This window comes from Providencia sp., from assembly GCF_052096715.1.
In the GTDB taxonomy this organism is placed as follows: domain Bacteria; phylum Pseudomonadota; class Gammaproteobacteria; order Enterobacterales; family Enterobacteriaceae; genus Providencia.
The window spans coordinates 39,079-54,223 of the sequence record NZ_JBQDNB010000023.1; the positions used below are offsets into that span (position 1 = coordinate 39,079).

A 15,145-nucleotide genomic window follows, 5' to 3' on the forward strand; every position below is an offset into this window, starting at 1 on the left:
TTATTCATCATTTTATCCTCAAAAATAATCGTGCCAATCATTAAGCTTGGTAGACTACTCAATCAGGTGAAAAATAAATAGTGGCTATAATCTGAATGTTGGAATAATAAGAGGATTAAAACAGAGAACGTAAATGAGTAGAAATGGCATGAATCATCTCAATCGTTATTCATGCCACATAAGTAAATAAATAGGTAAATAAATAAGTAAATAGTTAAACCAATTTAGCGATTAAACTATCTAAATCACCTTGTAGAAAATTAACCGGTGGGATTTCAATAACCGTATAAGCGCCTGCGGCTTGTTTCATTGTTGCTCTAGCAGCAGAAACCATAAATTGGGACGTTAATGCAGGGTTATTGATACGCATTGTATATTCAAATAATTGATTATGCGTCGCACCTGAAACTCCTTTATGGGTCATATGTACCCCATGACCTACATCTTTAAGCGCATCAATGCTATCAACTTGACGGATATGCGTTTCATCTGATGAGAAATAGCTATCCGCTTTGATTGCACGAGCCACATCGTCAAAATTAGCCCCAGAGACCAATTCAATATACACCATGCGACGATGCACACCGGTTCCCAGCGGAATAGTCACTGACAGCGCATCTTTTACACCCTCGACTGCCTTAGCTGCAACGCTATGCCCCATACTCATACCTGGACCAAAATTGGTAAAAGTCACGCCTTTCGGTGCCATCGCTAACATTAATGTACGCATGATGGAATCAGAACCAGGATCCCAACCAGCGGAAATAATTGCGGTACTGTTATAAGCTTTTGCGACTTTATCAAGGCTATGTTTTAAATCTACAATGCCTGAATGCACATCAAAACTATCCACGGTATTAATACCGAGGCTTAAAATTTTTGCAGCCAAAGGCTCAATTGCACGAGTTGGTGAGCACAATAATGCAACATCCACTTTTCCCAGTTTTTCAATATCATCTACAATTTTGTAAGCAGAAAGTTCAGCAGGAACATCTTGCGTATTACGGCGCACTATCCCCACTAATTCAAAATCTTCAGCGGCTTGAACAGCTTCGAGTGCATAACGGCCAATATTGCCGTATCCCACTATTGCTGCTTTAATTTTAGTCATTTGTGTTCCTTAATTTAACGTCTTCTGATGTTGTTCGCACGTATTAACGCTATACCTTGAATCTTTCAGGCCTCAGCAAATATATCTCATCGCAATAATACATAAATATGTAGTAAGAGTGAATAATTAACAGTCAATAGCGTTATAATAAACACTATAATTCGAATTGTTATGAATATATTGAATCTAACAGAATCGTTGAAACTAAACAAAAGTATTCACTTTATAAAAATAGGACATGCCAAACGCTATTATACCTCAGCAAATCCATGTAGAATTATCGTCCAATTTATTTTCCCTTAATTCTAATTATATAAAGGTTCTTGATGCATCAGTCTGATGTCACTGAGAGATCGCTATTTTCTCTTAGTTGGCCAATTTTTATTGATATTTTTCTTCATTTGGCCACTTTACTTATTAATACCTACATGGTGAGCCATGTATCAACAGCCTACCTCGCTGCAATGGGGGTGGGAAATCAGGTATTTGATCTTTTTATCACTATTTTCACTTTCATCAGCGTCGGGTGCAGTGTTGTTATTGCTCAATATTTAGGCGCTGGACGTCGTGATAAAGCAGGTCAAGCCATACATATTTCGATTGCGTTTAACTTCATACTTGGTTTTTCAAGTGCGTTAATTGCCCTCTTTTTTGGCTATAAAATCCTTAGCATCATGAATACACCATCACATTTAATGGATGATGGTTATGCATATTTGCACATTTTAGGCATTTGCTTAATTCCTGAAGCAATTTCAATCATATTAGCAGCATGTTTACGCGTATACGGTAAATCGCAGCCTGCAATGTGGGTGACTTTGATAGCCAATATCATTACCGTATTTGGTAACATGATTGTGCTATATGGCTTCTTCGGTTTACCGCAATACGGATTAGAAGGTGTTGCATGGTCAACTGTTGTTGGACGTGTCATCGCGGTTATTTTACTTTTCTGCCTATTATTTTATGGACTGAGAATTAAATTTTCCCCGCTACAATTAGTACGTTGGTCTAGCAGTATGTTAGGTAAAATTCTGCATATTGGATTACCTTCAGCGGGAGAAAACTTGGTGTGGATACTACATTTTATGACCGCATCCGCATTCATCGGCTTGATGGGAGAAACCGCACTTGCGGCTCAAACCCTATACTTCCAGCTTTCTCTTTTTATTATGCTGTTCGGTATATCTATCAGTATTGGTAATGAAATTATGGTTGGGCATCTCGTTGGAGCAAAACGCTTTGAAGATGCTTACCGTCGTGGCATAAAAAGCTTAAAAATGGGCTTTTATGTCACTATCGGTGTCGTTATTATTTTCTGGCTACTGCGCGATCCTATCATTACCAATCTGACTGAAGATCAGGGAATTATTACGCTCTTGCTACCACTGTTCCTACTTTCAGTGTTCTTAGAACCAGGTAGAACACTGAATATTGTCATGGTTAACGCACTCAGAGCATCTGGTGATGCACGCTTCCCATTATGTACGGCTATTATCTTTATGTGGGGCGTCGCGATCCCATTGGGTTATTTCCTTGGTATTAAAATGGAAATGGGGCTACTCGGTATCTGGATTGGCTTCTTTGCAGATGAATGGCTACGTGGTTTAACCAATGCTTGGCGTTGGCGCTCGCGTCGTTGGCAAAGCAAACGACTCGATTTAGATAGCTAGGGATAAAGATCAACAGCCCTTAGCATCCCTATCCTGCCTAATGTCTTAGGCAGGATTTTTTGTGATACACATCAAACTTAAAATTTTTTCGCCTTTGTAACTTAAATAAGAGATTATTTTTCTCTAAAACCCCCTCAACACCTTAAACATAGTGAAACTTTTCTCCCACTTTTTTATTAAAATAATTCCATCAAAAAGATTCCGTTGGGAAAACTCACTATGCACACACAATCTCAGCCATTACTGTGGCAATATTTTATTAACGCAGTCAAGCAAGAGGTTAAACCTGCTTTAGGCTGTACCGAGCCAATTTCATTGGCACTAGCGGCAGCGAAAGCGGCTTCGTACGTTAATGGCGAAGTGATCCGTGTATGTGCCTTTGTTTCCCCAAACCTGATGAAAAATGGTATGGGTGTCACCGTACCGGGAACTGGCATGGTCGGATTACCTATCGCTGCCGTTCTTGGCGCTATTGGTGGTGATGCAGATGCAGGTCTTGAAGTGCTAAAATCAGCCACTCCCGATGCGATTGAACGCAGTAAGGCCATGCTTGCGGCAGGTTTAGTGACTGTCGATATTAAAAAACCCTGTGATGATGTAATTTATTCCGAAGCCACCGTTTATACCGAAACGGAATCCGCAACAGTGATGATTGCGCGTACTCATACGCACATTGTCAAAATTATCCATAACGATAATATTATCTTTGATATCACTCAAGGTGAGCAACAAAGTAGCTCTCCTGTTGACTGTGCTGCCGATATTCCATTACCTATAGTTACCGCTAAAGCGGTCTATAATTTCGCAACTCAAGCCCCCCTTGAAGATATTTGTTTCATTTTAGAAGCCGCGCATCTTAATGATGCATTATCTCAAGAAGGCTTGCGCAATGTTTACGGCTTACATATTGGTAGAACGCTACAGACTCAGCGCGATCGCGGTTTATTATCAAAAGACTTAATGTCAGAAATTATGATCCGTACCTCTGCCGCATCAGATGCACGTATGGGCGGTGCAATTCTTCCTGCGATGAGCAATTCAGGTTCAGGTAATCAAGGTATTGCTGCAACCATGCCTGTCGTCGTCACGGCTGACTACCTTCAATCAACAGAAGAACAGCTCGCACGTGCATTAATGCTATCCCACCTAATGGCTATTTATATTCACAATCAACTACCTGCATTATCAGCTTTATGCGCGGCAACCACCGCCGCAATGGGTGCCGCCGCAGGAATTGCGTGGTTATTAGAATCGCGTTATGAAGTAGTTGCGATGGCTATTAGTAGCATGATTGGGGATGTCAGTGGCATGATTTGTGATGGGGCGTCAAACAGTTGTGCGATGAAAGTCTCTACAGGCGCGAGCTCAGCATACAAAGCCGTACTAATGGCAATGGATAATAGCTGTGTTAGAGGCTCTGATGGTATTGTTTCTGATGACGTTGACCAATCTATTGCAAATTTATGCGCATTAGCCGCAGGGTCGATGAAGCATACTGATGTGCAAATCATCGAAATTATGGCAGCGAAAGCGCGCTAACTGTTCTTATAACTCGTCAGCTTCGTCCATTCGGGTCATATACTTATATAGATGACCCGATATCCTAGCTTATCACCTTGTTACCACTGAATTACCCTTAGCAACTTATATTATTTGAGTTCAAGCTGTGCAAATTTTTCGCGGATAATCTCTTCAGGAAGCTTAATCCCAATAAACACCAATACACTGTGGCGTTTTTCATCATCAAGCCAATCTTTATCCCAATCTGCGCTATATAGGCGCTGAACGCCTTGAAATAATAAACGCTTAGGTTCATCTTTGATGGATAAAATACCTTTATAACGTAATAAATTATCAGCGAAACTTAACAATAAATCTTCCATTACTTGAGATATCGCCATCAACTCAACAGGGTAATCAAATTCAACCACTATCGACTCCACCTCATTTTGCTGTTTTGGTGCAAAACGAAAAGTCGGTTGTTTAACAATTAACTGTGAATCTAACAAAAACCCTTCAATATCCAACAATAACTTTAAATCTATATCACCATGAATAACTGGATAAATCGGTGCTCGTGCGTTAATTCGTTGTATACGCTCAATTAGTGCCTCTTTTTGAGCAGTATTGTTAGGCTCGATATCTGTTTTGGTGAGTAGAATTCTATCGGCATAACCAATTTGGGCCTGTGCTATTGCAAAATCATTTAACTGTTTATCTGCATGAACCGCATCTACAAGCGTAATGATGCCATCCAATAAAAATCGTTCGCACAAGACTTCATGAGAGAAAAAAGTTTGCGTAATCGGACCGGGATCTGCCATCCCCGTGCATTCAATCACCAATCGGTCAAAATCAAGTTTGCCGCTATCTAGTCCATCTAATAGGTCTAATAATGCATTTTCTAATTCACTTGAACGACTACAACAAATACAGCCATTACTTAATGTGGTGATTTGAGTGGCTCTATCGCCTATTAATGCATTATCAATAGGAACTTCACCAAATTCATTTTCAATAACTGCGATTTTATGCCCATGATCAGCATGAAGAATATGACTCAGTAGTGTTGTTTTACCTGCACCTAAAAAACCGCTTAGTATCGTGACATTGATTGGTTTCATTATTATCCTCATTTCTTCATCAATTTATCGGTTAACTTCGATCATTAACATTAATCATTACTATTGATCATTAACAACAGCGAAATCCACCCTTTCCACTACCACCATAACGCGCATCTTGTCTCTCACGGAAAAATTCTTTATAAGTCATGACCGGTTTATCGGGATGGTTATCTTTCATATGTTGTACGTAAGTATCATAATCAGGAATACCAATTAGCATACGTGCCGCTTGCCCAAGGTATTTTCCTGTTTTACCTAAACTTCCAAACATCGCCTTCTCCAATACAAATGCCCTACATCATGTTATCGCACAATGTAGGGCACCATTTTAGACTTTAAAGATTAATGTGAAGATGAAACTTTCACTCCCTCTTTAGGCACCGGTACATAAGGTGTTTCCATATCGGTGCGATTTGGGTTTTTATTCGCCTTCATTGCAACACGGATACCAAAGAAAATAATTCCGTATACCACAACTAAGAATAGAATACTTAAACCCGCATTCGTATAGTTATTAATAATAATGTGGTTCATATTCGTCACGTCTTGTGCTGTTAAATCAGCACCACCAGCGGCGATTTTATCTTTATATGATTTCGCTAAATAAAGGAAACCTTCCAACTGAGGATTATCACTGAATAATTTCAGACCCAGCGCCCAAGTGGTACAGATTAATAACCATACAGCTGGTAAAACAGTAACCAAAATGTATTTGCTGCGTTTCATCTTAATCAAGACAACGGTACTTAAGACTAAAGCTACTGCAGCTAACATTTGGTTCGAGATACCAAACAGCGGCCATAGGCTCTTAACGCCACCTAGTGGGTCAACAACGCCTTGATACAATAAGTAACCCCAGAGTCCAACACAACCCGCGGTACCGATAATCCCCGCAACTAATGAGTCAGTTTTCTTCAAGAATGGAACGAAGTTACCAAGTAAATCTTGCAACATAAAGCGACCTGAACGCGTTCCCGCATCTAGTGCAGTTAAGATAAACAGCGCTTCAAACAAAATACCGAAGTGATACCAAAAGCCCATATTAGCGGCAGGCATTATTTCGTGGAATACAAATGCAATTCCCACAGCCAGTGTTGGCGCACCACCCGCACGGTTCAAGACAGAAGGTTCACCAATGTCTTTCGCGGTTTGCATAATTTGCTCAGGAGAGATAACAAAACCCCACGAGCTAACCGTTGCGGCGGCTTGTACAGAAACATCTTTCAATTGAGCCATGATCATTGCAGCATCAGAGCCACCCAATTCATGCAAGTTAGGCATCGTAATACCTAAAGCCGCAGGAGGGGTGTTCATTGCAAAATACAAACCTGGTTCAATAATAGATGCGGCAACCAATGCCATGATAGCAACGAAAGATTCCATTAACATCGCACCATAGCCGATGTAACGTGCATCTTTTTCATTCGCTAACAATTTAGGTGTCGTACCCGATGCTATCAATGCGTGGAAACCTGATACCGCCCCGCAAGCAATAGTAATAAATAAGAATGGGAACAACGTACCTTTCCAGACAGGGCCTGTACCATCAACGAATTGTGTCACGGCTGGCATTTTCAGTTCTGGATTTAGGATCACAATACCAATCGCCAATCCAACAATAACACCGATTTTTAGGAAGGTTGCAAGGTAATCACGTGGAGCCAAAATCAGCCAAACAGGTAATAATGCTGAAACAAAGGCATAACCCACAAGCGTATAGGTAATCGTGGTGTCTTTAAATGTCAGCGCTGGGCCCCAGTACGGGTCGTGTGCAATAACACCACCGAACCAAATTGATGCCACTAATAATACAATACCAATGACGGATATCTCAGCCACGCGTCCCGGCCGGATAAAGCGCATATACACTCCCATAAAGAGTGCGATTGGGACTGTAGAACAAACTGTAAATACACCCCAAGGGCTTTCTGCTAGCGCTTTAACCACTATCAGGGCCAATACAGCCAGAATAATGATCATGATAAGGAAACAACCAAACAAAGCCAAAGTCCCTGGGATAGGCCCTAGCTCTTCCTTAATAATTTCCCCTAGCGATGCCCCATTACGGCGTGATGAAATAAACAGCACCATAAAATCTTGTACCGCACCGGCAACGACAACACCGGCAAGTAGCCATAATGTTCCGGGAAGATAACCAACCTGTGCCGCTAATACTGGCCCGACTAATGGGCCAGCACCTGCAATCGCAGCAAAGTGGTGACCAAATAAAACATTTTTATTTGTCGGTACATAGTTTAAACCGTCATTATTAATGACCGCAGGTGTTGCCCGAGTTTCATCGAGCTTCATCACTTTAGTCGCTATATATAAGCTATAGTAGCGATATGCAATTAGATAAACTGACACCGATGCGACCACTATCCATAGCGCACTGATGTTCTCACCACGTCTGAGAGCAACAACGCCCAAACAAACTGCACCAATTATCCCAAGGATCATCCAAGGAACGTGCTTTAAAATACCATTCTTGTTCATAGAACACCTTTCTGAGGTAGAACGAACATGCCATTAATCCCTGATTTACCATTAGTTAAAAACACATTGAATCTGCTTTTATTACTTTGAATGAATAACTAATGACTTTATTATTGGCAGCGGTTGACTTGTAGTAAGTAAAAAAATGAACTCTGCCATAGTGTATATGGTAAGAAATAACTCACCCTAAAAGGCGAAAGTTGGACTAAGCGGTGGCATAAAGAATTAAGCGGTTAGATTTTTGACGCGAATGGTTTTGAGCGTGACATGAGCGGATGAAAAACGTGATGTAGATAACAATAATAACAGCATTTCAATAAGTTAAACAATTACACTAATCTAGTTAAAATTGTCATTATTGTTAATAAATATGGAGAAGAAAGTGAATTATTACTGTTAATTAATAAAGTGATTACTAAAACTGATAATGTAGTGGTTATTCATTGATAACTTCCCCTTTCAAAGAAATCCATTGCCAATTACCACCAACCCACCAACTGTGTTCGCCATCCGTTTCTATTTTGCACCCAACACCAACATGCGCTTTGCTGTTTTCAAAGGGATGAGCACAATCATACTGAGCTTCAATCACAATTTTGCCTGTTATTGCATCGGCATAGCCAATTTTATTGTTCTTAATAATGCGATACACCCCATCCTTAGCTGCATCTGGCCAATTATCAAAATAATAAATTTGATACATTTCATCGCCATTAATATCGACGATTGAAAATTTTTCATTAGGAATATCAAGTAGGCAATATAAGTAAGGCGATTTAGGCTCGAAACAGTGACTTTGCTTACCTTCAACCCAATTTTCAAATTGCTTTTCAAGATTATCGCTAAGCGCACTACTCGACATAAAAATTAATGACACCGCGCAGATTAAAAATCGGATCATTTATCACCCTTTAGCTTTATCATTTTGCTGTATTTATTCACTCTGAAAAATCATCGATATAATATTAAATAACAAAAGATAAAATACCAAATGAAATAAATAAGCCCATCGTTATTTTAATGGGCTCACTTAATCAATTAATAATTGAAAATTAACCTATCACTTTTACTGTATTTGCCGATAATTTTGCCATATCTAAAGCTTTTTCGATTGTATCACCAATAGCAAGTGCCACGCCTAATCGACGCGTTCCGGCAATTTCCGGTTTACCAAATAGTCGTAATTGAACATCATTTGATAATGCCTCACCAATACCTGAAAAAACCACGTCACAACTATGTAACTCAGGTAAAATAACGGCTGAAGCGCTTGGACCATATTGGCGAATATTACCAATAGGCAAACCCAAAAAAGCCCGAACATGCAAAGCAAATTCAGATAGATTTTGAGAAATTAGCGTCACCATTCCGGTATCATGAGGGCGAGGAGAAACTTCATTAAAAATAATTTCATCGCCACAAACAAACAATTCCACCCCAAATAAACCATAGCCGCCAAGCGCAGTGACTATTTTCGCAGCCACTTCCTGTGCTTTTTTCAGGGCAATATCGTTCATTCGCTGCGGCTGCCAAGACTCACGATAATCCCCTTTTTCTTGGCGATGCCCGACAGGTGAACAAAAATGAATACCGTCAACAGCACTAATAGTAAGTAACGTAATTTCAAAATCAAAATTAACCATTTTTTCAACAATAACGCGACCTTGTCCTGCTCGACCACCTTCTTGAGAGTAATTCCAAGCTTGTTCAAGTTGTTCCAGTGAACGAATAATACTTTGCCCTTTACCTGATGAACTCATCACCGGTTTTACAATGCAAGGAAAACCAATTTCAGTTGCTGCACGGATAAAATCTGCTTTATTTTCAACGAAAAAGTATTCAGAGGTCGGTAAGCCAAGCTCTTCAGAAGCAAGACGACGGATACCTTCTCTGTTCATCGTTAAAGATACCGCCTTTGCGCAAGGCACAACTTTTTGTCCTTGTTGTTCTAACTCAACAAGGGCCTGAGTCGCGATAGCTTCAATTTCAGGTACGATAAAATCTGGTTTTTCTGCTAAAACTAACTGACGTAGCGCTTCACCATCAAGCATGTTTATCGTATAGCTTCTATGTGCAACATGCATTGCAGGTGCATTTTCATAACGATCAACCGCAATAACCTCAATCCCTAAACGTTGGCATTCAATCGCCACTTCTTTACCTAGCTCTCCTGAACCGAGAAGCATGACTTTTGTAGCAGAGGAGCAAAGAGCAGTACCTAATTGATTCATGATTGATGGCCTTTGTATGCGGACAGATGAAAATAATGAAGTAGATTATATACGCAATCGTTTGCTTCCGCTATGCAGAAACTTTTTAAAACAATAACTATCCCATGATAATCAGAGTTTGGGGGTTTCATCACGCCCTGTTACAAATGGATCTCTACGATGAAATTCACTATAGCGTTTATGTAGCAGAGCAAGAATACAACATAATAAGCCAAGCCAAATGAGAGAGAAACTAACCCCTTTCACCCAATCAAAAAGCTCATTAAATAAGAATACTGCCAATAAAAATTGAATGGTTGGTTCGATATATTGTGCAAGACCAATAACCGTCAATGTTGTTCGTTTAATTGCAGCCGTGAAGAAGATCAGTGGAATAATAGTCACGGGCGCTGCGAGCATATAAAGTAACTTGGTTTGCCAGTCGCCATTCATAACAGCGCTCGTTCCGTTTGCAGATAACCACCATGTAATGGCGAGTGCAACAGGAAATAACCAAAGTGCCTCTAGTAGTAATGAGGTAAAGACATCAAAACGAATAAACTTACGAATTAGGCCATAAATTGCAAAAGCACTTCCCATAATTAAAGCCAGAATAGGTAGTTCGCCATACTGCCAAATTTGATATCCCACTCCTGCACAAATAAAAATCACGGCCAGTTTTTCTGCAAAGATTAGCCGCTCACGTAGGAATATTACACCTAATAGAATTGAAAAAAGTGGATTGATAAAATACCCAAGGCTTGCCGCTAATACCTGCCCATGCGTCAAAGCATAAGTAAAAGCAGTCCAAGAGACAGCCATAATTGATGAGCTGAATAAGCATAAAATAATCGAACGTTTGTCAGCCCAAACTTGCTTCCATAATGATTTATTTTTGATGATCAGGCGGATAAGAAATAGGAAAGGAATTGACCATATCAGGCGTTGGGCTAAAAGTTCTAATGCCTGAGCGCCGGGAAGCAGGCGATAAAACAAAGGGGTAATCCCCCATAATATATAAGAAAAAATAGCTAAAGCTACTCCCGAACGCAGTAACATAGTTTATCCATAGTACAAATGTCAGAGTATAAATATAAACAAGTGAAATACATTCAATATCATACGCTAATATCAAGAAAATAGAACTTTCAGTCATGATAAAACATCACATATTTGCTTAATATTAGTCAATAAACAGCCTGATTAAATCAAGGTGACATATTTATATCACCTTGTTCCACTCGCGTTATAATTCCCTTTGATGCAACGGCGGCTGTTGAGCAATAAAATCAATGAGCTCTTGTTGGGTTGGCGCTGCACTAATCGCACCTTTTCGAGTTGTAGCTAATGCACCGCAAGCCGCGGCTTGAGTCACTATTGTCATAAAATAATCTTCATTATCCGAAACACCATATTGAGCAATAGCTGCGAGCAAACCCGCCATAAAAGCATCACCAGCTCCGGTAGTATCAACACTTTCAACCTGATAAGCGCTGATCGCCACTTTACTGTTTGGTGTAATCACCAAGCAACCTTTAGCACCCTGAGTCACTATTTTCAAACGCGCTGGATATTTTTTAAGTTTATCAACAGCATTGTCTAAAGAGATCTCTTTGGTTAGCCACAACAATTCATCATCTGATAATTTTAAAATATCCGCTTTATAAGCAAATTCATCAACAATACTGTGCATTTCATTAGGATCAGCCCACATTTGAGGGCGGATATTAATATCAAAACTCAATAACCCACCCGCCTGCTTCATTTTGTCTATTGCTTGTATTAAAGCCTCACGGCATACAGTATGCACTAAAGCTAATGAGCAAAAATGTAAAATATCTTTATCAAATACAGGTAAATTTTTATTTGATAAAAACTGATCCGCGGAAGGTGAAACAAGAAAAGAAAACTCACGCTCGCCGTTTTCATGCAAAGAAACTAAAACCGTACTGGTTCGATGTAACTCATCAAATTCCATCGCACTGGTATCAACATTTAAATCGAATAAGGTTTTCTGCATAAAATGCCCAAAAGCATCTTCCCCCACTCGACCAATAAAACCACTTGGCTGACCTAACTTTGCAACACCAGCAGCTACATTGACAGGAGCACCTCCTGCGCAGGCTTCATATTGCATATTTTGTAAGGGAATTAAGTCTACTACTGCATCACCTAATGACCAGACTTTCATAGATTTTCCTTTAACTGTCGTTTTAATTGTCGTTTAACTGAACCCTAATAATTTTCATTGATAATACGATAAAGCATATAAAAATTAAGACTGGTAAATTTATTTTGTTAACGTTAACATAAAGTATAAATAAAGCACGATAAGAACGCACGAATTATCTGCTAATAGTGATTTCCCTAAAGCATAATTCGAGAATCCAAATAAATTAGATAGCCCTACAGCTTAAGCCACACGGAAAACTATTAATGAAAAATCCAATTGAAAATTCAAGAAAATCATTAAATAAACAATTTTATCCTAATTATCATCTCGCCAGTTATACCGGCTGGCTCAATGATCCAAATGGATTAATTTATCATAATGGTTTATATCATGCTTTTTATCAACATCACCCTTATAGCGCTGTTTGGGGCCCCATGCACTGGGGTCACGCGACCAGTAAAGATATGGTTCATTGGCAACATCAGCCGATCGCCCTAGCCCCCGGTGATGAATACGATAAAGATGGCTGTTTTTCGGGATCATCGATAAGCCATGAAGGTAAATTATATTTATTCTATACAGGGCATATTTGGTTATCAGGAGAAGGTGACGATAGCCAAATACACCAAACTCAGTGCTTAGCGGTTAGTGACGATGGTATTCATTTCGAAAAGAAAGGCATTATTATCCCATCCCCTAAGGGCTATATGCACTTCCGAGATCCTAAAGTTTGGCATCAAGATGGAAAATGGTGGATGGTAGTCGGTGCTCGAGATACCCTTGATCAAGGACAAATTTTACTATTTAACACTACAGATTTGCTAAATTGGAATAATGACTACCAGATCTTAGCCAAAACAGACGATAAAAACGTCTATATGTGGGAATGCCCTGATTTTTTCCCATTAGGCGATCACTTTATCACCTTATTCTCACCCCAAGGAAAAAAAGCACAGGGTAATCAATACCGTAACCTGTACCAAAATGGCTACCTTGTTGGAAACTGGGCTCCAGGGCAACCTTATGAGGTAACCCATCAATTTACGGAACTCGATTTTGGCCAAGATTTTTATGCACCTCAAACTTTTTTAGCGCAAGATGGACGTCGTATTGCAATTGCATGGATGGATATGTGGGAAAGTCATATGCCATCACAAGCACATGGTTGGTCTGGTTGTTTTACCTTACCAAGAGAACTTTCTCTTAATGAACAAGGTAAAATTATTGCTAAGCCAATTGTTGAGCTCAAAACATTACGTAAAGATCCCATCCATATTCCAGCCGTCGTTATGACAAAAAATACAACGCAACTCATTGAGAAAAAAGCGACTAGCTGTGAAATAGAACTAGTTTGGGATCTACAAAATAGCCCAGCTGAAAAATTTGGCTTTTGGATTGGAAGTGGTATTCAATTTTATATCGATAACCAAAATCAGCGCTTAACATTATCTCGTCACTATCCCGAATATATTATTAGTGATAGCCGAAGCGCACCGCTTCCTCAAACAAAACAACTTAAAATACGCGCATTTATCGATAAGTCTTGTCTTGAAGTTTTTATCAATGATGGAGAGCAAACTTTTAGTAGCCGTATTTATCCGGCAGAAAATGATTGTAGTTTAAAGTTATTCGCAATAAATCAGAACGCAAAATTAGACAAAGCTACGTACTGGCCATTAAAGAAAGCAATTAAATAAATAACCGACCGCAAATAAGGGTTACAATTTGTAGCCCTTACGCGATTAAATCTTAAAAAGATTTGCGCTCGAGCAAGTCACAAGCAACATATTGTGTATCGCAATGTGACCTTTCTTCTATGATGTGTAAAGCCGCTTCTTGCCCTAATTGATAATGTGGTAACACAACCGTACTTAACGGTGGATAAAACAACTCCCCCACACCAATCATATTATCATAGCCCAATACCGCTATATCATCGGGAATACGGAGACCCTTACTCAACAATACTTGATAAGCTAAAAAAGCAATTCGATCATTACCGCAAATTACCACATCAAAATCAGGTTGACCATTTTGACAATGGGAGTCAATCAACTCAATCACATCAATATAATGTTCATCACCGGACTCTAAATGATATTGCATTAAAAATTCAAGAGGTAGATTTGCCTCTGACCAAGCGGCTTGAACGGCCTCTCGACGCGTTTTCCCCGCTAAGGTATCTTTAGGAATATAGAGACATAATGGCTTTCGATACCCTTTCTCAATTAAACGACAGACTGCTTTATATTGGCCATTAAAATCATCAGGTATATAAGTTGGAAATTGTTTATTTTGACTAACGCAGTTAGCTAATACCAAACGACTTTTATGCAACGATTCTGGAATAGTAACTTCTCTTAATCCCATTGTCGTATAAATAATACCATCTGGCCTCTGGGATAATAATTGGCGAATAGCCCGATCATAATCATCATTCGATGTAATATTAACGACAAAGCTACTCCAACCAAATTGCCTTGCGGTTTGCTCTATTGATAAAATCATTTCAACTGAAAATGGCGTTGTTGCAGTATCAAGCGCTAAAACCCCGACAGTAGAAATGCGCGAGCTTTTACCTCTGATTTTCCGAGCAGAGAAATCAGGAACATAATTAAGCGCATCAATGGCCTGTTGTACCTGTTTTAGTGTTTCTGGCTTCAACAACTCAGGACTATTGATTGCCCTTGATACTGTCATTAAAGAAACACTCGCGAGTCGCGCCACATCTTTCAAAGAGGCCATGTAAGTATATTCACTCAGTATAAAGACATAAAAATAAATTCTATCATGTTAATGATAAAAAGCACTCACTCTTAGTGCGCAAACGAATTTAGTGTGACAGCTTAATAAAA

General features: G+C 39.5%; 12 protein-coding genes. 3 read left to right on the plus strand and 9 right to left on the minus strand.

Features of this window, described 5'->3' with window-relative positions:
• Positions 1–214 precede the first annotated feature (214 nt).
• On the minus strand, positions 215–1,111 hold the full coding sequence (locus tag ACTH6U_RS15860) for a diaminopimelate dehydrogenase (protein ID WP_441832595.1): 897 nt from the start codon (positions 1,109–1,111) through the stop codon (positions 215–217).
• Positions 1,112–1,437: 326 nt separating this feature from the next.
• On the opposite strand from ACTH6U_RS15860, the gene ACTH6U_RS15865 reads away from it, so the two are divergent.
• Positions 1,438–2,784 carry an MATE family efflux transporter gene (locus ACTH6U_RS15865; RefSeq protein ID WP_294104953.1) on the plus strand — a complete coding sequence of 449 codons (1,347 nt, stop codon included), beginning with the start codon at positions 1,438–1,440 and terminating at the stop codon, positions 2,782–2,784.
• Between the two features lie 219 nt (positions 2,785–3,003).
• Entirely contained in the window at positions 3,004–4,323 is a 1,320-nt protein-coding gene (locus tag ACTH6U_RS15870; protein WP_294350387.1) for an L-cysteine desulfidase family protein, read from the plus strand.
• Between the two features lie 110 nt (positions 4,324–4,433).
• Here the strand turns inward: ACTH6U_RS15870 and yjiA are convergent, their stop codons facing one another.
• The 7 genes from yjiA to ACTH6U_RS15905 form a co-directional block, all read right to left on the minus strand.
• The gene (gene yjiA / locus ACTH6U_RS15875) at positions 4,434–5,408 is read right to left on the minus strand and encodes a GTPase (protein ID WP_434719574.1); all 975 of its coding nucleotides are present in this window, start codon (positions 5,406–5,408) and stop codon (positions 4,434–4,436) included.
• A 70-nt stretch (positions 5,409–5,478) separates the two neighbouring features.
• Complete coding sequence (locus ACTH6U_RS15880) at positions 5,479–5,682, minus strand: YbdD/YjiX family protein (RefSeq protein ID WP_294104958.1); 204 nt, start codon at positions 5,680–5,682, stop codon at positions 5,479–5,481.
• A gap of 71 nt (positions 5,683–5,753) precedes the next feature.
• Positions 5,754–7,907: a carbon starvation CstA family protein gene (locus ACTH6U_RS15885; protein ID WP_294104960.1), complete on the minus strand. Its 2,154-nt coding sequence runs from the start codon at positions 7,905–7,907 to the stop codon at positions 5,754–5,756.
• A 436-nt stretch (positions 7,908–8,343) separates the two neighbouring features.
• The gene (locus tag ACTH6U_RS15890; RefSeq protein ID WP_441832596.1) at positions 8,344–8,808 is read right to left on the minus strand and encodes a WG repeat-containing protein; all 465 of its coding nucleotides are present in this window, start codon (positions 8,806–8,808) and stop codon (positions 8,344–8,346) included.
• Between the two features lie 151 nt (positions 8,809–8,959).
• Positions 8,960–10,138, minus strand: coding sequence for a formate-dependent phosphoribosylglycinamide formyltransferase (gene purT, locus ACTH6U_RS15895; RefSeq protein ID WP_441832597.1), 1,179 nt, complete (start codon positions 10,136–10,138; stop codon positions 8,960–8,962).
• 111 nt (positions 10,139–10,249) lie between these two features.
• Complete coding sequence (gene rarD, locus ACTH6U_RS15900) at positions 10,250–11,176, minus strand: EamA family transporter RarD (protein WP_336429667.1); 927 nt, start codon at positions 11,174–11,176, stop codon at positions 10,250–10,252.
• Between the two features lie 187 nt (positions 11,177–11,363).
• Positions 11,364–12,308, minus strand: a complete 945-nt coding sequence (locus ACTH6U_RS15905) for an aminoimidazole riboside kinase (RefSeq protein ID WP_434719577.1) — start codon at positions 12,306–12,308, stop codon at positions 11,364–11,366.
• Between the two features lie 245 nt (positions 12,309–12,553).
• On the opposite strand from ACTH6U_RS15905, the gene ACTH6U_RS15910 reads away from it, so the two are divergent.
• Positions 12,554–13,987, plus strand: a complete 1,434-nt coding sequence (locus ACTH6U_RS15910; protein ID WP_434719578.1) for a glycoside hydrolase family 32 protein — start codon at positions 12,554–12,556, stop codon at positions 13,985–13,987.
• A gap of 52 nt (positions 13,988–14,039) precedes the next feature.
• Here the strand turns inward: ACTH6U_RS15910 and ACTH6U_RS15915 are convergent, their stop codons facing one another.
• Positions 14,040–15,035: a LacI family DNA-binding transcriptional regulator gene (locus ACTH6U_RS15915; protein ID WP_441832598.1), complete on the minus strand. Its 996-nt coding sequence runs from the start codon at positions 15,033–15,035 to the stop codon at positions 14,040–14,042.
• Positions 15,036–15,145 lie beyond the last annotated feature (110 nt).